This is a genomic window from Succinivibrio sp. (genome assembly GCF_045124615.1).
GTDB classification, from domain to species: Bacteria; Pseudomonadota; Gammaproteobacteria; order Enterobacterales; family Succinivibrionaceae; genus Succinivibrio; species Succinivibrio faecicola.
Genome location: NZ_JBGVMC010000023.1, coordinates 1 through 19,567, shown reverse-complemented (window position 1 = coordinate 19,567; position 19,567 = coordinate 1). Strand labels below are relative to the sequence as shown.

Here is a 19,567-nt window from a genome sequence, read left to right as displayed (position 1 = left end):
GATAAACGCTTGTAGGTTGTATCAAGAGAATGGGTTGCTTTACCTAACTGTCTGTTAGAGTTTAAGCTTGAAACGTTTGTATTTACATAAATTGCCATTTTAAAACTCCCGCTCAATTTATGAGCAATTATCTTCTTGATTCAGTTATCGGCAACATACAAATTTACTTTAACTGTTTTTTAATTTTTCTAATTTTGCAGTACAATTAGTCTTCAAACTGCTGGAGATAAGATGTTTTTCAATAAGAATATTTCTTCTAATAAATTAGACGACATTGGTTTTTATATAACTTCTATTTTTGTAGGTTGCCTACTAGCATTAGTAATCATGTCCGTTGCAAGAGGCGCCATTGTCTTTTCTTTTGCTTTAAATCCTTTATGCGATCTTCCATTTAGTGAGAAACTTGATTTTTCATTTACATCATTAAGATTTGATCTTAAAACAGCCACATTTGCATACGTATTACCTCTTGTTATAGGTTTAATTTTCTGTTTTACAAGATTCTTTGGAATATATAAAAAGCTGTTTTTTGTCTACAGCTATATCATTCTGATTGTCATTACTCTATTTTCAGTAATTAACTATTTTTATTTCAAAACATACGATAAATCTATTGATACATTTATTTTTGCTCTAACAAAAGAAGATCCAACTGCAGTTTTTAAAACTATCATTGAAGATTATCCGTTTTTTACAGGTTCTATTTGTCTTTTTATAGGTGCTGTTGTTTTATATTTAGTGCACATAAAACTGATTACTCATTTTGTAAAAAAAGTATCTCTCCCAAAAACATTAGGTAAGCTTTGCATTCTCTTAACAGTTTTCATTGTTTTATTTGGAATTTTCATGAGAGGCTCCTTTGGCACATTCCCTATAAGACAGTTAGATGCTCAGGTTTGTGATAAACCTGCAGTTAACTACTCTATTCCAAATGGTCCTATTGCTTTTTATTGGGCTTATAAATGGGATAAACAAAGTAGATTGATACCAAAGACTTATCCTGAAAATGTTGCCTTTTTTGCAAATTCATTAGGATTTAAAACAGATTTCAAGGATTTTGCTTCTGTTCTCAAGCCTATGTATAACAAGACTCCATATAATGAGTTTCTTGTAAACAACAAACCTGATGTTGTCTTTAACGTCATGGAGAGTATGAGTACTCATATGCTCACTTATGATGATGAAAATAACAGAGATCTGCTAGGAGAGCTTAGAAAACATACAAAAGAGGACTATTTCTTTACAAACTTTGTATCTGAAGGTGATGGTACTTCTGACAGTCTAACAAGACTACTTGTATCTGTTCCTGATCTTAATCTGTCTACATCAAGACATGCAGATAAAGATTACCTTATGAATATTGTAAAAATATTTAAGAAAGCAGGCTATGAAACTGTATTTGTAACAGCATCTACAGCATCATGGAGAAACTATAACAACTTTTTAAGATATTTAGGTTTCGACAGAATTATTGAACGCTCTTATGTAAAGCTAAAACACCCAAATGCTACAGAAAGTGCATGGGGCATTGATGATGAATATATGTTTAAAGAAACTCTCAATATTCTTAAAGAGAAGAGAGAAAAACCTCGTTTTGTTATGACATTATCTATAACAAATCACCCACCATACAGATATCCTGAAAAGAGGGTTATGCCTGATTTGAACATAACAGAGGACATTCTTGAAAGATTCCCATACAAGGATACAAAAACTATTTTTGGTACCTTCCAGTATGCAAATAACGAGCTTGGAAAATTTATTTCTGCAATTAAAAATGATGAAACATTAGCAGAAAGAACCTACATTGCTGCAACAGGAGATCATAATCTAAGAGGCATTGGATATCTTGATCATCCTGATGAGGCTATGTTCGGTCATGCTGTACCATTCTATCTTTATATACCAGAAAAATATAAAGGCGTATCTAACATTAAATATGACAAAAACAGATTAGGCTCTCACAAGGATATTATTACCACTATTCTGTATCATTCACAGTCAGATCTTGAATTCTACTCTTTTGGATGTGACCTATTATCTGACAGGAAGTGCTCATTCCCATTTGCCTACAATCAGATTGTTTCAGCAAAATTCAACAGTAAATATGCCTGTGAACTTTCAGGCGATTATAAAATGCACTCCCATAGATTCAATGGCAAGGGAATTTTACTTGTTGATAAGGAAAATACAAATCAGGACTGCAATTATCACATTTCCTTTAGCATGATGCAGTCATATTTATATTACCTTCAGACTCAGTTAAATCAAGGACAGTCTTTAATTGAATTTTTAAAAGAATATAAAGGTCAATTAAAGTAAAAAAACAGCGATGTTCATAAGAAAACTGAACATCGCTGTTTTGAATTGAAGATATTAAGCTAATTCCTGCTCAATACCTTTTATAAGGATATGAATAATCATAGTATGGATTTCCTGAATTCTGTCAGCATATCCATCATGAGGAACGATAATAGAAACATCACCAAGATCTTTTAATTTACCGCCGTCTTTACCTAGCAGTAAAACAGATTTGATACCTTTTTCCTTGCAGACTTTACAGCTTTCAATAATATTTTTTGAATTGCCAGATGTTGAGATTCCAAGGAAAACATCACCTTTTGCGCCCATACCCTCAAGGTAACGAGAAAAGATATAGTCAAATCCATAATCATTACCAACGCATGTGATATGGCTTGGATCACATATTGCAACAGCAGGATATGATGGACGATTCTCTCTGTATCTTCCTGTTAGCTCTTCAGCAAAGTGCATAGCATCGCACATAGAGCCACCATTTCCTGCAGATATGAGCTTGCCTCCGTTTTTTATTGAAGAGGACATAATTTCAATAGCTTTTTCAATTAGCTCTTTAGTGTCTGGTCTTGAAATAAAGTTCTCTAAAACTTCTCTTTCCTGCTTTAAATCATCAAGAACATTAAATGAAATCATAATTACTCCAGTTTTATTTTCGGCCCATTACACGATCTTCCCATTCCTTGTATGCAGCCTTTTCTTCATTTAAATACTCATCGAGTACCTTTAACTGCTGCTCTGAGAGGATCTTTTTGTGCATTTTATCAATGGCATCATTAAGACGCTTTTTATATTCCTTTTTAGGCTCTTCTTCGCCCTTTACAGGATATTCATCACTATATTCATCTGACCAGTAGCATCCGCTTAAAGGAGATTGGCCTTCAGGTGTTTTAAAAGGTTTGTTAAAAGCAATCTCAATCATCATATCGACATGAGATGCATGACTTTTCTCATCAACCATTAGTTGAGGAAGTACAACCCCCTCAGGTCTTACAAATCCCTGCCCCTTTGCTGAAGCGATTTCTGAAAATTCAAGTGAACTTTGTCCACCTGTCATTGCAAGATAAACTTCAGCTAAGATCTGAGCATCAAGCAAAGCTCCGTGAAGAGAACGGGCAGAACGGTCAACGTCAAAAAGATTACATAAATTATCAAGATTAACCTGACGACCAGGGCACAGTTTCATAGCAAGCGAAACTGTATCAACCACGGTTGCCATATCTTCAGTGCTTTCATCAAGGCCAAGCAACATCCATTCTTTATCCATAAAGCCCACGTCGAACTTTGCGTTATGAATGAGAAGCTCTGAACCCCTTATAAAATCAATTAACTTATCTGCAACCTGTGCAAATTTTGGTTTGTCGGCAAGAAATTCATTAGATATACCATGAACATTGAAAGCTTCCTCATCAACAGGTCTTTCAGGATTCACATACAACTGAAGAGTTCTGCCGGTGAGCTTTCTGTCGATAATTTCTACACAGCCAACTTCAATGATTCTGTGCTCTCCTGGAGTACCATCATCTGATTTACCTGTTGTTTCTGTATCGAGTGCAACTTGCCTTTTCATGGATTATTTCCAATAACATAAAAAAAATTTACCTGCACATAGTAGCATAAAAGCAGATTCATTAGTCATATATATGCCAGATTATGTTTTTTAACATTTTCAAGAAAATTTTTTCTAAGTTTTTTATAAGGATCAAGGTCTATTTTGACTTCGTTCTATACAATCATTACAGATGGTACTATGTATGACAGAGCAAAATCTGTATATAGAATCATGCAAAAATATTATTGTTGGATTTTGCTATAATAAAGGCACTGTTAATGCGTTAATTCATAATTAAGAAGTTGATACTTCTTTATTTTATATAGGATGACAATGAAAGAAGTACTTCTTTTTACTGACGGTTCATGCCTTGGCAATCCTGGACCTGGTGGTTATGGTGTAATTTTAAAATACAAAGAACATGTAAAAGAAATGTCATGCGGATATGAGCTTACAACGAATAACCGCATGGAACTGTTAGCTGTTATAACAGGTCTATCAGCATTAAAGGAACGTTGCAAGGTTACTATTACAACAGACAGCCAGTATGTAAAAAACGGTATAACTTCATGGCTTGAAGGCTGGAAAAGAAAGAACTGGCGTACAAGCTCTGGTGGTGCTGTAAAAAATAAAGATCTATGGATAAGACTTGATGAAGCTTATTCAAAACATGATGTAACATTTGTATGGGTCAAGGGGCACAACGGACATCCTGAGAATGAACGCTGTGATGAGCTTGCAAGAACTGCAGCCTTAGAAAATAACAGACTTTGTGATGAAGGTTTTTCATCCAAAGCTTAATAAAGTAGGATTTGCCAGTGATAAAACAGTCAAAACTATTCTCAATCATTGCAATTTGCTTAAGTATTCTCACATTAAGCGGATGTTCCTCTAACAAGACATCTGATAGCATGTCTTTATCATATGAAAGCAATGCAAGACAGCCAAAGCAGTTGCAAAGTACTTCTCTTTGGGAAAGTGAACACTGGCATGAAAAGAGATTCACTTTAGACTGGGAACTTACAGATCAGGAAAAGACAATTGCAAAGAAATTTGCAAAAACTGTTCATTCTAATCTAAACAGAAACGATTTTTATCTTCATTATCTTTTATCAAAACTTAATGAAGAGAATGTACCTTTAGAAATGGCTGCAATCCCTTTAGTTGAAAGTGGACTTAATCCTCATGCATATCATGGTGGTGCCCATGGAGCATGGCAGTTTATCAGAGCTACAGGTCGTTCTTTAGGCCTTAAAAAACAGGGCCACTATGATGGTATATATGACTTTTTTGCATCTACTGATGCAGGAATTAAATATCTTAAAAAACTTTACAGTGATTTAGGCGACTGGGAATTTGTTGTACTTGCCTACAACCAGGGTGAATATGGTGTAAAAAAGGCAATTGAAAGAGCGAAGAAAAAAGGTGTTAGCAATATAAATCCAAATACTGTTGGTGTTGCAAGACAAAGCAGAGCATATTTAAGCAGAGTAAAAGCTTTTGCTGATATTCTAAAACAGCCTGATTTTTATAATATAAAACTGCCAAATATCAAGAACAGACCTCCATTTAGAAAGGTTGAGATTGCAGGTCGTGTTAATTCCTTAAAGAAGGCTGCTGAATTATCAGGTGCAAACATTGATCTTATAAAAAAACTGAATTCTGGTTATCGCACTGATAAGATAAATCCAAATCGCGCTCTTTATATTCCTTTAAAACATGCAAAAGTTTTAGAAAAAGCGCTTGAAGAAATGGATAGTGGAAAAGAGAAACTTTAAGGATAAAAAACCTAAAAAGGAAATCATCCTTTTTAGGTCTATAAGATCTACATCTTTATTCTGAATGTGTTACAAAACCTTCTGAATCTAAAACCTTATACTCTTCACAGGACTTTTTAAGTCCATAGCTGCAGCCTCTTGCATAATGCTCCGCTGCAAGATTGAAATCCTGAGTAACACCCCATCCTTGCATAAACATATCACCAGCAAAATGGCATGCCTCAGCATTCTTCTTGTCGCAAAGAAGTCTGAATATCTTCATTGCCTTTTTATAATCTGTCTGTACACCATCGCCCATCATATATGCATAAGCAAGTACTCCACAGGCTCCACCTTCTTTTTTATCGCAGGCATCAGTTAAGATCTCTATACCTTTTTTCTTATCAATCTTAACTTTGCCAAGACCTGAATAATAAGTTGCACCTAGTGCAGTACAGCCAGGAATAAAATTGTTAGAGCAGGATTTTTCAAAAAGCGTAATTGCCTTTTTGCCATTATCTGCATCAATATACATTTTGCCAGCTAAAGTACAGTCCTGCATCTCTCCTTTTTCACAGGAGCTTTCAAGTTTTTTTAAAGCATAATCCTCATCATCTGCAAATGAGTTAAAACAGATTAGTGCTAAAAAAAGAAGTGATAATTTTTTCATTGTCGCCTCATTACTGATCTTTAAAGTGTTTCTAACATCTTTAAAAATTCGTCTTCTAAAATAACTCTTACAGACAGCTCTAAAGCTTTTGTATACTTTGAACCTGGTGCCTCACCACATATAAGAGCGGTAGTTTTCTTTGATACAGATGATGATACTTTAGCACCTAAAGCTAAAAGCCTGTTTTTAGCTTCATTTCTATCCATAGATGATAAGGTGCCAGTTATTACGAATGTCTGACCTAACAGTGGCGCTGCTGCCCCATTAGATGATTGCTTAATTGAGGTAAGTTCAATACCTGCAGAAAACAAGAATCCATCATCATGCTTTACAAGTCTGTCTATCACCATCAGATTGTGTTTTTCAAGGAAGAAGTCACAGATATGTCTTGCAACTACAGGACCTACATCTGGCAGTGACAAAAGTGTCTGATAGTCAGCTTTTATAAGATCGCTAATAGAATCAAAATTCATTGCAAGAGTTCTTGCAGTTGACGCACCAACCTCTCTGATTCCTAATGCATAGATAAATCTGTTTAACGGAACAACTCTTGATTTATCGATAGATGCAATAAGCTTCTTTGCAGTAACCTCACCTAACAGTCTTGTTTTTCTCTCATCTGAGCCCTTATCGAGCACAGTTGATGCCAGATCACTTACAGATAGAGAATACAGATCGGCAACCGATTTTATCTTTCCGCTGTTTACAAGCTCTTCTACAATGCGATCACCAAAACCTTCAAGATCCATTGCATCTCTTGAAACAAAATGAATAATACTCTGCTTTAACTGAGCCTGGCATACAAGTCCGCCTGTACATCTTGAAACAGCTTCTCCTTCAACCTTTTCAATATCTGATCCGCATACAGGACAGAGTGTTGGGAAGACAACATCCTTTTGAGTACCATCTCTTTTTGATACAACAACACCTGAGACCTGAGGTATAACATCACCTGCACGTCTTACGATTACTGTATCACCTATTTTGATGCCAAGTCTTTCTATCTCATCGGCATTATGTAGGGTTGCACTCTGTACTGTAGCTCCACCAACATAAACAGGCTCAAGCTTTGCAACAGGTGTGATTGCACCGGTTCGTCCTACCTGAAACTCGACATCTAAAAGTTTTGTCATCATTTCTTCAGGTGGGAACTTATATGCAATAGCCCATCTTGGAACTTTTGCTGTAAAGCCTAATGATGACTGAGACTTTAAAGAATTAACCTTTAAAACCACACCATCAATGTCGTAATTAAGCTCGCCACGTCTTGAAAGTATGTCCTTGTAAAACTCCTGAAGACCATTAAGTCCCATTACACATCTTATGTTAGGATTTACAGGAATAGAAAACTTCTTTAACTCAAGAAGGCAGTGATACTGATCGTCTGGGAGGGTATATCCTTCGCACTCACCTACATAGTAGGCATAAAATGACAGTGGCCTTTTTGCTGTAACTTTAGGATCAAGCTGTCTTAAAGAGCCTGCTGCAGCATTTCTAGGATTTGCAAATACCTTTCCACCATTTAATCTTGCATTCTCATTCCATTTTTCAAAACCATCTCTGGTCATAATAACCTCACCTCGAACATCAAGGTAGGATGGAATATTGTCACCTGTAAGCTTTAGTGGAATTGCCTTGATGGTTTTTACATTCTCGGTAATATCCTCACCGACATGTCCATCACCTCTGGTTGCGCCTCTGACTAGCACACCATCCTTATAGATTAAGGAAACAGCAAGCCCATCTAATTTTGGCTCTGCACAGTACTCAATCTTATCGACACCTAATGAGTCAACAAGCCTTGAATTGAAGTCTATAAGCTCTGAATCATAGAAGATATCACCCATAGACATAAGAGGAACCCTATGAGGTGCACTTTCAAATGCTGTCAGCGCAGGTCCACCGATTCTTTTTGATGGAGAATCCTCTCTTACTATTTCAGGATGAGCCTGTTCTAAAACAAGTAACTCATTGTACAGTCTGTCATACTCAGCATCTGGTACTAATGGCTCATCGTCAACATAATATGCTTTTGCATAGGAGTTAAGAGTATCTACAAGAGTATTGTAGCTCCCTGTAAGATCGCTATTTTGATTTGACATAAGAATTAGTCTCCAGATTTATCATACTCTCGAAGCATATGCTCAAGAGCATCTAATGCATCTGATGAATATTCTTTTGAATCATTGTCTACGATGATACCGCCTAGATGCTCTACAAGACGTTCTGCAGCAATTCTCATAGCCTTGAAGTAAATAAAGCACTTACCCTTTTTTGGAAGCTGCATATAAATTGCAAGTGATCTTGTAGAGAATGAAGACATATCCTGAGGGAATGAATATGGAGCTTCTAAAGAACAGATCCTAAATACAATTCTTGCTTTTGTTTCAGGATCTTCATAAACGCAGTAAATATCCTTTTCACCTCTTAAAAAGCCGTACTGAGAAAACAGCTCTTCAAGATCAAGACCTGTATATGGACGACCTTCATTTGCAATAAGATTTAATTCATATGTATTCTGAATGATTCTGTTTTTACTGCTGTTGCTCTTACTATCATCAGTAATAGCAGCAAAGTTCTGAACTCTTGGAACATCTTCACCGTCTGATTGTACAGACATGCTTTTTGGAAGAACAATTCTTACCTTGCCAACAGCGGATGACTGCTGTATTTCCAGATCTTCTTTTGAGGTAATAACAAGTTTTCTGTTCAGTGATCTTCCTGAAAACCAAAGTCCGTGAACAACAAATGCTAGGATAGCTAATGCTCCGACAATCAGAATCAGTGAACTTGAATCATTTAAGGTCATCTTTTCTCCAAGTGAAAAGTTTATTTTTATATCTTTAATATTGTATACGAAATAGTATTATTTTTCTTTGTTAATTCTTAGGTTAGAGCACATTTTCAAAAGTTGAATAAGTCCTGTTCATGTATAATAAATCCATGTGATATAAAAACGGACAGTAAAACGAGAGTTAACATAATGAATAATGAGATTACAGCAAGAAAAATAAGTGCTCTTGATGCAATAAGCTATCTTTGTGAAGGAATAAAAATGGCTCTTTCAAAAGAATGCAGACTTTATGTAATGATTCCAATCATTGTAAATTTTGTAATTCTGTTCTCATTAGGTTATGCAACATTCAATTACATAAGTAATATTGTCAGTAACATATTCAAGGAATTCCCTGAGTTTCTAATCTTTCTTGCCTATATAATCACCGCAATTTTAGGACTTTTAATAGGTTTTGTGAGCTGTTATATTTTCTCAACACTAGCTACTATTATCGCCTCCCCTTTCTATGGCTTACTTGCTGATAAGGTAGAAATGAAGCTTAACGGAACACAAAGTGATAATATGTCATTTTTTGACATCATTAAGGATATTCCAAGAATTCTTAAAAGAGAGGCAAGAAAACAGCTGTTTTTCCTACCACTGGCATTTTTAGGACTGATAATCTACTTTGTACCTGTAGTTAATATTCTTTCACCAGTTTACTGGTTCTTGCTTACTGCCTGGATGGGTACTCTTCAGTATACCGATTATGCTTATGACAACCATAAAATCAGTTTTGCTGACATGCAAAGGGACTTAAAGAGCAATAAACTATCCACCTTTACCATGGGTGCTTTTATTGCATTCTTACTTTGTATTCCAGTTTTAAATCTAATTATTCCACCTGCTGCTGTATGTGCAGGAACTAAGTATTATCTGTCTTTACAGAAGACAACAAAACTTGAGTTTTCAAGAGGATAGCTTATGTACACTCTGTCAGGAATTGTGGCTTCATCTGGAATTGCAGTTGCAAAATCATTGATTATTGCATCAAACAAAGATCTCAATCAGCACGAAGATCTGTTTGCTTATAATGTTGATCTTGAAAGAGACAGATATATTAAAAAAACTCTCCTATTTAGCACAAAGCTTTTACAGATAGGAAATCCAGCTAAAGATTCATTACGTGATCTGATTGGAGCTGCTGCAGGATTTTTAAACTCAGCTGACAACAAAAAAGAAATTCTTGATTTAATCAGCTCTGGCTGCTCTGCTAGTATTGCAGCAAAAACTGTTCTTCTTGAAAATCTAGACAGTTTTATCCATAAAAATAACGATCTTAAAACTGACAGAGAAGAGCTGACAAATCTTATGAATGAGTTTGTTCATACACTTGAGCATTCATCAAATGATGCTGTATCTTTGCCAAAGCTTACTCATGATGTCATTCTTATCACCAAGAATCTAACACCTGCTCAGCTTTTATCACTTGATACAAAATTCATTAAAGGTCTTATTCTTGAAGGCGGCAGAGATTCAAGCCATTTAAGCGTTGTTCTAAGAGAGCTTAATATTCCTTCATTATTTGCCGTATTTGATGCAACAACCATAAAAAATGACATTGAAATTCTAATTGATGGAAACTCAGGTCTTGCTGTTGTTGAGCCAAGCGAAGAAATTAAAGAAAGCCTTCTATCAAGACAGGATCCATTCTCCGATCAGATAAATGATGAATCACTGCTGAATATAACTGTTTCCTGCGCTGTAGGTGCTATAAATCAGAGTCAGGAAAAGAACATCACACAGTATGCTCAGCATGGTCTTGGTCTTCTTCGTTCAGAATTCCTCTTTATAAGCTCTAAAACAGAGCCAACTGAAGATGAGATGACTCAGACTTTTTATAAAATCTTCTCAAAAATCAAATTAAATGCACCTATTACTGCGCGTACTTTTGATTTTGCTGATGATAAAAAGCCTCTGTTTAATGTTCATCTTGATGAAAACGGTCCATTACAGGGATATGGAGGCTGTGTCGGAACTGAACTATTAAAAAAGGAAATTAGAGCCTTGCTAAGAGCATCTCAGGGAAGAAAAATTACAATCGTATTCCCTTTGATAACAAGGATCTCAGAAAAGGACTATCTTATTTCGCTTGCTAAAGAATGTGTAAAGGAGCTTGATGATAGAAATACTCCTCACGGAACAATGGCCCTCTCCTTTATGATTGAAACGCCTGCAGCAGTTTTACTTGCCCCTGAAATAGCAAAAGAAGGTGACATGATGATCATAGGCACAAGTTCACTTGCAGAATATGCATCAGCCCCTTGCCCACCTGACAGTGCCTTTACACCTGTTCTAGCAAAAATGATTGTAATGGCAGCAAAGGCAGCTTTTGAAGCTAATGCAACATTAGGCATTGCAGGAAGATTTGCATCACGCACAGAGCTTCTACCACTGTTTTACAGACTTGGTGTTACCTATCTTGTAGCAGGCTCATACAACATCAATAAGTTAAAGGCTGTTATTGAAAGACTGAATCTTGAAAAGGATTTAAAGCCTTCCTTTAACGAGGAGCTGTACTGTAAAATCATGTCAATTTATAAGGGAAGTGAATTAGCTGATCTTATTAATTCATTAAACTAGGAAAACTTATGGGTTTATTTTCATTTTTCTCAAGAAACAAAAGCTCTGAGCAGATAGATGCACACAATGTATCCGATCTGGAGCTTTTTGCTCCTGTAGGTGGTACTTTACTATCTTTAAGAGAAGTACCTGATCTTGTTATATCAGAAAAACTTATAGGTGATGGTGTAGCAATTGCACCAGAGCGTAGTACCAATATGATTTATGCTCCCTGTGATGGAACAATTTCAAGAATAACAGCGTCTAACAATGCATTTACCATAAAAAGGGACAATGGCCTTGAAATCTATGTGACATTCGGTATTGGAACTAATGCCTTTACAGGTAAGGGTATAAGTTCACGAGTTATTGTAGGTGCACAGGTTACACAGGGCACACCAATCATAAATATCGATATGCAAGTTGCAAAAGAAGATTTAGAATCTGCTATCGTTTCAATGATTATAGTTAACAGCTCTGCTGATATTGCTAAAGTAATTTCAAGCAGAGGTAAGGCACAGGCTGCTAAAACACCATGTGCCTGGGTATATCTAAAAGACAGTGAGAGCACAAATGATTAGAGATATTTGCAAAGACGAGGCATTTTTACAGATCCCATCAGAAAAAGCCACAATTGAGGATTTAGAAATTGCAAGAGATATGGTTGATACACTCATTGCACATCAAGAAGAGTGCGTAGGTCTTGCAGCTAATATGATTTCAAAGAGTAAGAATATCATTGCTGTTAATATTCATGGCACAATTCAGGTTATGTTAAATCCTGTAATTACAGAGGCTAAAAATGAGTATGAAGCTGAAGAAGGCTGCCTATCTTTAGATGGCATCAGAAAAACAAAGAGATTTAAAAGTATCGTAGTTGAATATGATGATCTCAAATTCAGAAAGAAAAGTATGAAACTGTCTGGCTTCTCAGCTCAGATTGTTCAGCACGAGATTGATCATCTAAAAGGAATTTTAATTTAAGAAATAAAGCGGTAGTTTTTTTCTTATTAGGATTGTTTTAAAGGGCACAAATCATCGTGCCCTTTAATATTTTATTTTTTGTCTGATCTGATAATCAGATTAGCTAGAATAGCCACAATACCACCTGTTGTAATACCAGATGAGAACAGTGAGCGAACAGAATCATTGAAGTTCTTTAGAATATCAGGAACAAACTCAACTGCAAGACCGCAGGAGAAGCTGATAGCCATAATTAAGATAGTCTTTCTGTTCATTTCCTGAGATGCAATGATCTTGATACCTGATGCTGCAACTGTACCGAACATAAGTAATGTTGCACCACCTAATACAGGATCAGGAATTAAAGAGAAGACTAAACCTACAGCAGGGAAGATACCTAAAATAACCAAGAATGCTGCAATAAAATAACCAACATATCTTGATGCTACACCTGTTAGCTGAATCATTCCGTTATTTTGTGCAAATACGGAATTTGGGAATGAGTTGAAGAAACCTGCAAGCATTGAGTTAAAGCCGTCAGCTAAAATACCGCCTGATGCTCTCTTGTTAAACTCAGGACCTTCAATTTCCTTACCAGAAATCATTGAATTTGCTGTTATATCACCATAAGCTTCAATAGCAGTAATTAGATAAACAACACCTAAACCAATGATTGCAGCAGGATCAAAACTAATTCCATATTTGAAAGGATGAGGGAAATTGATACCACCGTATGATGAAATCTGGTTAAAATCAACTCTACCTATAAGAATTGCAACAACAAATCCAACAGCAAGACCAATAACAATGGAGCTCATTCTTAGATATTTGTTTTTGCAAAGGTTAAAGAAGATAATTGTTGCAATTACAAGTACTGATAAAAGTAAATTTTCAATAGATGCAAATGAACCATCATTCATTGCATTAAAACCGCCACCGCAGGAAATAACGCCAACCTTAATCAAGCTTAAACCGATTAAAGTTACAACAATACCAGCTACAGTTGGAGTTACTACTCGTCTTGCATACTTTAAGATGCGGCTTACAAACATCTCAACTGATGAGCCAACGATTACAGCACCGAAGATTGCGCTTAAACCACCATTTATACCTGCTCCTATAATTGGTGAGATAAACGAAAAAGAAGTACCCTGTATACATAAAAGTCCGCTACCTATAGGGCCTACTTTCTTACACTGAATAAAGGTTGAGACGCCTGATGCCATAAGAGCCATTGAGATTAGATAACCTGTTGTCTCATGGTCAAGTTTGAGTGCGCCTGCAATAATTAGTGGAGGTGTAATGATAGCCACGAATATTGCTAATAAATGCTGAATAGCTGCAAAAAAACTTTCAATAAAAGGAGGTCTATCCTCAAGCTGATATATCAGTTCATTTACTGTTTTCTTTTCGTTTTCCATATTATTCTTTAAATGTGATTGTACAATTATCAAGAGATTCTATAACTGCAAGAGACTCGACTCTGTGTCCTAGTTTTTCTAGCATCTGTCCGCCGTTTTGGAAAGCCTTTTCAACTAAAAAGCCCATACCGACAATTTTTGCACCTGCTTTTTCAACTAATTCGATCATGCCTTTTGCAGCATTGCCGTTAGCAAGAAAATCATCAATAAAGAGAATATCCTCACCTTCTTTTATGAACTCTTTTGAACAGCATACTGTGTAGCTTTTCTGTTTTGTAAAAGAATAAACCTCAGTTGTAAGCATATCTGCCATGGTTGATGGCTTTTTCTTCTTTGCAAATACAACTGGCTTTTTTAGAAGATAACCTAATACAACAGCAGGAGCTATGCCTGAAGCTTCAATTGTCAGGATTTTATCCACATGAACATTTGAAAAACGTCTTGCAAACTCTTCACACATAAGCTGAAGCATCATGGGATCAATCTGATGATTGATAAAAGAATCAACTTTCAGGATACCGCCTTCAAGGCATTTACCTTCAGTCTTTATCTTTTCTACTAAAGGAAGAAACTGATTAGTGCTCATAGCTTTTACTTTACCTATAAATTTCAATAAATTTTGGTAATTATACTATAAGCTTGAACAACAAACACAAAAAGAAAAACGGCCCTGAAAAATTCAGAGCCGTCTTATCAAATATCGTTACAGATTAGATGTTTGCAACGATATCTTCAACAGTCTTCTTAGCATCGCCGAAGCACATTGAGCTGTTCTCCTTGAAGAACAGTGGGTTCTGAACACCAGCATAACCTGGGTTCATTGAACGCTTGAATACTACAACGTTGCGAGCCTTCCAAACCTCAAGAACAGGCATACCTGCAATTGGGCTTGATGGATCTTCTGAAGCTGCAGGGTTAACTGTATCGTTAGCACCGATAACAAGTACGGTATCTGTATTCTCGAAATCATCATTGATTTCATCCATTTCAAATACGATATCGTATGGAACCTTAGCCTCAGCTAAAAGAACGTTCATATGACCTGGTAAACGACCAGCTACAGGGTGAATTGCAAAGCGAACTTCAACACCACGAGCCTTTAACTTCTCGGTTAATGAAGCAACTGCATTCTGAGCCTGAGCTACAGCCATACCATAGCCTGGGGTGATGATTACTGAGCTTGAGTTCTTTAATAAGTCAGCAACCTCTGGAGCCTTAAGCTCACGGTACTCGCCCATTTCCTCATCCTGCTTCTTAGCAGCTGGAGCATTACCAAAGCCACCTGCGATTACAGAGATGAATGAACGGTTCATTGCCTTACACATGATGTAAGAAAGAATAGCACCTGAAGAACCTACTAAAGCACCTGTAACGATCAGAAGGTCATTGCTTAACATGAAGCCTGAAGCTGCAGCTGCCCAACCTGAATATGAGTTCAGCATTGAGATAACAACAGGCATATCAGCACCACCGATAGCAGCAACTAAGTGAATACCGAATAATAATGCAATAATGGTCATTGCGATTAATGGGAATGCATCAGCTTTTGACTGAGCCATATCACCACTAGCTACGAACCAGATCATCAGTAGGAATGAAACTACTAATGCAGCTAAGTTTAAAAGGTTACCATGAGGTAAGCTTAAAGGAGCTGACTTGAAGATACGTAACTTGTAGGTACCATTTAACTTACCGTAAGCAACGATAGAACCAGTGAATGTTACAGCACCAATGAATACACCTAAGAAGATTTCTACAAGCTCAGTTGTGAACATAGCTGGCTGCTTGTGACCACTTGCAGCTGCTAGCTTGTTTACAAGCTCACCAAAAAGATCTGCGCTGTTTGCATCAATTAAAGGTGTAGCCTGAATTAACTGAAGGTAGCTGTTGAAACCAACTAATACAGCTGCTAAACCTACGAAGCTGTGTAAGCAAGCGATAAGTTCTGGCATCTGTGTCATCTGTACTTTGCGTGCAACATAAACACCTACTGCAGCACCGCAAACCATTGCTAAAACAATTGCAGCAAAACCGTATGCTGATTCAACCTGAGCAAAGGTAGCAACTAATGCTACAGTCATACCTACCATACCTGACAGACAGCCCATCTTTGCAGTTTCCTGCTTTGATAAGCCAGCTAAAGCCATAATGAACAGCAATGCTGCCAGAATGTAGGCCATATGAGTTAAACCCACTAACATAATTAAATAATCTCCTTAACCTACTATTATTGCTGTTTTCTAAACATAGCAAGCATACGACGGGTTACAGCGAAACCACCAAAGATATTGATTGATACTAGTAACACACCGATAAATGAAAGAACGCCAATAAACAGACCGTTGCTGATCTGAAGCATAGCACCAACAACCACAATACCTGAAATTGCATTTGTTACAGACATAAGTGGAGTGTGTAGTGAATGGGAAACGTTCCATACTACGTAGTAACCAACAACGCAGGATAATACGAATACTGTGAAGTGTGGTAAGAACTCTGTAGGAGCGTATGCGCCGATAAACATGAAAGCTAATACCATAGCAACTAAAGCTACAAGCTTGATTGCTGGATTTGGCTTCTTAGCCTCAACCTTAGCAGGAGCCTCCTTGGTCTGAGCCTGTGGAGCTGCTGATACGCTGATCTTTGGAGGTGGGAAGGTGATTTCACCTGCCTTGGTAACAGTCATGTTACGTAATACAACATCTTCAAAATCTACATCGATGTTGCCATCCTTGTTCTTGCAAAGTAGCTTGCAAAGGTTTACAAGGTTTGTTGAGTACAGCTGTGATGACTGAGCTGGTAGACGTGCAGCAAGATCGGTATAACCAATCATCTTTACGCCGTTAGCGGTTGTAACAACTTCACCAGCCTTTGTGCCTTCACAGTTACCACCGGTTGCAGCAGCTAGGTCAACAATAACTGAACCTGACTTCATTGAAGCAACCATTTCCTTGGTAATCAATAAAGGAGCCTTCTTACCTGGAATTGCTGCAGTAGTAATGATGATATCTACTTCCTTACACTGCTTTGCAAAAAGTTCCATCTCAGCCTTGATGAACTCATCTGACATTACCTTTGCGTAACCGTCTGAAGAACCACCATCTTCATTCTTGAAGTCGAGACGTAAGAATTCACCACCCATTGACTTGATCTGATCTGCTACTTCTAAACGAGTATCAAATGCACGAACGATAGCGCCTAATGAGTGAGCTGTACCGATAGCTGCAAGACCTGCAACACCAGCACCGATAACCATAACTTTTGCAGGAGGAACCTTACCTGCGGCGGTAACCTGACCTGTAAAGAATCTGCCAAAAGCGTGAGCAGCTTCGATAACAGCACGATAACCTGAAATATTTGCGGTTGATGATAATGCGTCTAAAGACTGTGCACGTGAAATACGAGGCACCATGTCCATAGCAAGAACTGTAACCTTCTTAGCATTCAGCTTGTTTACTAACTCTTCGTTCTGAGCTGGTCTGATAAAGCTTACTAAGGTCTGGCCTTCGTGCATTAATTCAATTTCAGCGTCAGTTGGAGCGTTTAACTTAAAAAGAATGTCAGCAGCATAAACTTCTTTTTCTTTAACAATCTTAGCGCCAGCTTTTACATATGCATCGTCGTCAAAACTTGCAAGTGCACCTGCGCCGCTTTGAACTGCAACTTCAAAGCCTAACTTTAATAGCTTACCAACGGTATCTGGGGTTGCTGCAACCCTAGTCTCACCGTGCAAGCTCTCTTTAGGAATACCTATTAGCATCGCATTTCCCTGTTGTTATTTCCACTAATGTGGAGCTGTTAATATCAAAAATCAGACAAATATAGTCGTGATATGTAAATGATAATGTTTTTTACGTTATATGTCACTAATCACACTATTGAATAATAATTATTTTTTAAAAAATTATCGCCAGTGAACAAATTTTAAACAAAGAATGGCTTATTTATCGGATATTGCACAAAACGCAACATACGGTTAAATATATATTGTTTTCTAAAAATTGTGCACCATTATGGTGACAATAAATATTTTTTCTTTAGTTTTCAGAAACTTATTATTTTTTTGGAATTTTAAAGGAATGAATTTTTAGAAAAATAAGCCTAAGAGAAATTTAAAAGCGCTTCTTTAATATTTCCTAAATGCATGGTATAAGCATCCTCCCCTGGCTCATCACCTACAGGATTGTAGTACTCCTTTCGAACTCCAACCTTTTTAAATCCAAGCTTTTCATATAGGTTTATAGCAACAAAATTGCTAACTCTTACCTCTAAAAAACACTCTACAGCCTCTGCGTTAAAGGCTGTTTTCAAAGTATCCAAAAGAAGCTTAAAACCTAGTTTTTTGCCCTGATATTCAGGAGTTACACCAATAGTTAGAAGATCGGTTGTAAATTTAGTATTGTAGATTACAGAAAATCCTATAAGTTTTTCATAATCGAAAAGACCTATGATTATGTAGCTGTTATCAAAACATTCTGCAATCTGATTTGCAGCCCATGCATTTTTCTGTGTCTTAAGCTCGATGTCCTCCATTGAGCTTAAGAGTGAATAATCATCTGTAGTGAGGATCCTGGTATAAAAACGGTTATCACTCATCATACTCTATCTCCAAATTCTGCTTTAAGCTGATTGTATACTTCTCTTTTACCTAGCTGAAGGCAGATAACGATACCTGCATCTACAAGATCAGTTTTATCAAGCAGAAGAATATCTGATGGAAGATAGTGAACAGAATCGTCATATTCAAGCACATTAAGACCTCGTTTTATGAGGTAATCTAAAAGTGATTGGGTAAAATCAACAGATGCATTTTTGTTGATATAAATATCGGCTCTTTTCTGTCTTAATCTGTATGGCAGTGAACGCCATTTTGGAAGTCTCGAGCTGTCAACATTAAGGTTAACACTCTGTCCATTAATAACAGGAGCAGTTGTAGCAACATTTGACATCATATTAAGATTATCTGTTGGAACAACACAAAGGGGTTCTGATTGAGCTGTATTCTTACTGTTTGTATCTGAAGATGTCTTTACACTATCTGATGTATTTTCAGGTACACTAATCACTTCATTATTAGAAGCTGTATTCAATGCAGATACTGCTTGATCTTGGATCTTTGTATCACTTTGCTCAACGAAACTTACAATATTAGGTTGCTGTGCTGCAGTTACTTCTGTATTTTCAGTATCATCTTTGCATGCATATGGCATATCAATATTATCTTTGAGTTTCCAAATCACTTTTGTATCTTTAAATGCCATATAACACCATAATTCTTGTAATCACAGATCAAAAAACTAATTATTTAATCTTCTTCACTTCAATATAGCAGTTTTTCTGATAAAAGCTGATGCCATAGCAGTATATATCAGATATAACATCATCAAAGAATTCTTCAGCATATCTTTTATCTTCAATCTGTTTAATTGCTTGTAATGCTGTTTCCTTTAAATTTTTAGTGCTTTGTGCTATTTTCAGTTCAAGAATGAC

General features: G+C 36.6%; 19 protein-coding genes. 7 read left to right on the top strand and 12 right to left on the bottom strand.

Going from position 1 to position 19,567, the window contains the following annotated elements; translation table 11 throughout:
- The first annotated feature begins 231 nt into the window (after nt 1-231).
- Nucleotides 232-2,322, top strand: a complete 2,091-nt coding sequence (locus ACJML3_RS00590) for an LTA synthase family protein (RefSeq protein WP_406019698.1) — start codon at nt 232-234, stop codon at nt 2,320-2,322.
- Nucleotides 2,323-2,376: 54 nt separating this feature from the next.
- Here the strand turns inward: ACJML3_RS00590 and gmhA are convergent, their stop codons facing one another.
- Both gmhA and dnaQ read right to left on the bottom strand, forming a co-directional pair.
- A complete protein-coding gene (gene gmhA / locus ACJML3_RS00585; RefSeq protein WP_406019696.1) occupies nt 2,377-2,952 on the bottom strand; it encodes a D-sedoheptulose 7-phosphate isomerase in 576 nt (191 codons plus the stop codon).
- 13 nt (nt 2,953-2,965) lie between these two features.
- On the bottom strand, nt 2,966-3,886 hold the full coding sequence (gene dnaQ, locus ACJML3_RS00580) for a DNA polymerase III subunit epsilon (protein ID WP_406019694.1): 921 nt from the start codon (nt 3,884-3,886) through the stop codon (nt 2,966-2,968).
- Nucleotides 3,887-4,201: 315 nt separating this feature from the next.
- Here dnaQ and rnhA point away from each other — a divergent pair, with 315 nt between their 5' ends.
- Both rnhA and ACJML3_RS00570 read left to right on the top strand, forming a co-directional pair.
- Nucleotides 4,202-4,669 carry a ribonuclease HI gene (gene rnhA / locus ACJML3_RS00575; RefSeq protein ID WP_406019692.1) on the top strand — a complete coding sequence of 156 codons (468 nt, stop codon included), beginning with the start codon at nt 4,202-4,204 and terminating at the stop codon, nt 4,667-4,669.
- Nucleotides 4,670-4,686: 17 nt separating this feature from the next.
- Nucleotides 4,687-5,646, top strand: a complete 960-nt coding sequence (locus tag ACJML3_RS00570) for a transglycosylase SLT domain-containing protein (RefSeq protein ID WP_406019690.1) — start codon at nt 4,687-4,689, stop codon at nt 5,644-5,646.
- Nucleotides 5,647-5,701: 55 nt separating this feature from the next.
- Here the strand turns inward: ACJML3_RS00570 and ACJML3_RS00565 are convergent, their stop codons facing one another.
- From ACJML3_RS00565 to ACJML3_RS00555, 3 genes are read right to left on the bottom strand one after another with little or no spacing between them, the layout of a single operon-like run.
- The gene (locus tag ACJML3_RS00565; protein WP_406019688.1) at nt 5,702-6,295 is read right to left on the bottom strand and encodes a tetratricopeptide repeat protein; all 594 of its coding nucleotides are present in this window, start codon (nt 6,293-6,295) and stop codon (nt 5,702-5,704) included.
- Between the two features lie 20 nt (nt 6,296-6,315).
- Complete coding sequence (gene ligA, locus ACJML3_RS00560) at nt 6,316-8,397, bottom strand: NAD-dependent DNA ligase LigA (protein ID WP_406019686.1); 2,082 nt, start codon at nt 8,395-8,397, stop codon at nt 6,316-6,318.
- A 5-nt stretch (nt 8,398-8,402) separates the two neighbouring features.
- The gene (locus tag ACJML3_RS00555; protein WP_406019684.1) at nt 8,403-9,104 is read right to left on the bottom strand and encodes a cell division protein ZipA C-terminal FtsZ-binding domain-containing protein; all 702 of its coding nucleotides are present in this window, start codon (nt 9,102-9,104) and stop codon (nt 8,403-8,405) included.
- Nucleotides 9,105-9,278: 174 nt separating this feature from the next.
- Here ACJML3_RS00555 and cysZ point away from each other — a divergent pair, with 174 nt between their 5' ends.
- Genes cysZ through ACJML3_RS00535 form a run of 4 tightly spaced genes read left to right on the top strand, consistent with a single transcriptional unit; the run spans nt 9,279 to nt 12,677 of the window.
- Nucleotides 9,279-10,052 (top strand): sulfate transporter CysZ, encoded by a 774-nt coding sequence (gene cysZ / locus ACJML3_RS00550; protein ID WP_406019682.1) that lies wholly within the window; start codon nt 9,279-9,281, stop codon nt 10,050-10,052.
- Nucleotides 10,053-10,055: 3 nt separating this feature from the next.
- A complete protein-coding gene (locus ACJML3_RS00545; RefSeq protein ID WP_406019680.1) occupies nt 10,056-11,714 on the top strand; it encodes a putative PEP-binding protein in 1,659 nt (552 codons plus the stop codon).
- 8 nt (nt 11,715-11,722) lie between these two features.
- A complete protein-coding gene (locus tag ACJML3_RS00540; protein WP_406019678.1) occupies nt 11,723-12,274 on the top strand; it encodes a PTS glucose transporter subunit IIA in 552 nt (183 codons plus the stop codon).
- Nucleotides 12,267-12,677, top strand: coding sequence for a peptide deformylase (locus tag ACJML3_RS00535; RefSeq protein ID WP_406019676.1), 411 nt, complete (start codon nt 12,267-12,269; stop codon nt 12,675-12,677). Before ACJML3_RS00540 ends, ACJML3_RS00535 begins: the two co-directional genes overlap by 8 nt.
- A 71-nt stretch (nt 12,678-12,748) precedes the next feature.
- Here the strand turns inward: ACJML3_RS00535 and ACJML3_RS00530 are convergent, their stop codons facing one another.
- From ACJML3_RS00530 to ACJML3_RS00500, 7 genes are all read right to left on the bottom strand, one after another.
- Complete coding sequence (locus ACJML3_RS00530; protein WP_406019674.1) at nt 12,749-14,077, bottom strand: nucleobase:cation symporter-2 family protein; 1,329 nt, start codon at nt 14,075-14,077, stop codon at nt 12,749-12,751.
- Between the two features lies 1 nt (nt 14,078).
- Entirely contained in the window at nt 14,079-14,663 is a 585-nt protein-coding gene (gene xpt, locus ACJML3_RS00525; protein ID WP_406019672.1) for a xanthine phosphoribosyltransferase, read from the bottom strand.
- A 124-nt stretch (nt 14,664-14,787) separates the two neighbouring features.
- On the bottom strand, nt 14,788-16,278 hold the full coding sequence (gene pntB / locus ACJML3_RS00520) for a Re/Si-specific NAD(P)(+) transhydrogenase subunit beta (protein ID WP_406019670.1): 1,491 nt from the start codon (nt 16,276-16,278) through the stop codon (nt 14,788-14,790).
- 26 nt (nt 16,279-16,304) lie between these two features.
- Nucleotides 16,305-17,837 (bottom strand): Re/Si-specific NAD(P)(+) transhydrogenase subunit alpha, encoded by a 1,533-nt coding sequence (locus tag ACJML3_RS00515; RefSeq protein WP_406019668.1) that lies wholly within the window; start codon nt 17,835-17,837, stop codon nt 16,305-16,307.
- A gap of 341 nt (nt 17,838-18,178) precedes the next feature.
- Complete coding sequence (rimI, locus tag ACJML3_RS00510; RefSeq protein WP_406019666.1) at nt 18,179-18,676, bottom strand: ribosomal protein S18-alanine N-acetyltransferase; 498 nt, start codon at nt 18,674-18,676, stop codon at nt 18,179-18,181.
- Complete coding sequence (locus ACJML3_RS00505) at nt 18,673-19,338, bottom strand: hypothetical protein (RefSeq protein ID WP_406019664.1); 666 nt, start codon at nt 19,336-19,338, stop codon at nt 18,673-18,675. The genes rimI and ACJML3_RS00505 overlap by 4 nt, the downstream gene beginning before the upstream one ends.
- 40 nt (nt 19,339-19,378) lie before the next feature.
- Nucleotides 19,379-19,567 (bottom strand): PD-(D/E)XK nuclease domain-containing protein (locus ACJML3_RS00500; protein ID WP_406019662.1); only part of this gene is annotated, 189 nt, incomplete at its 5' end.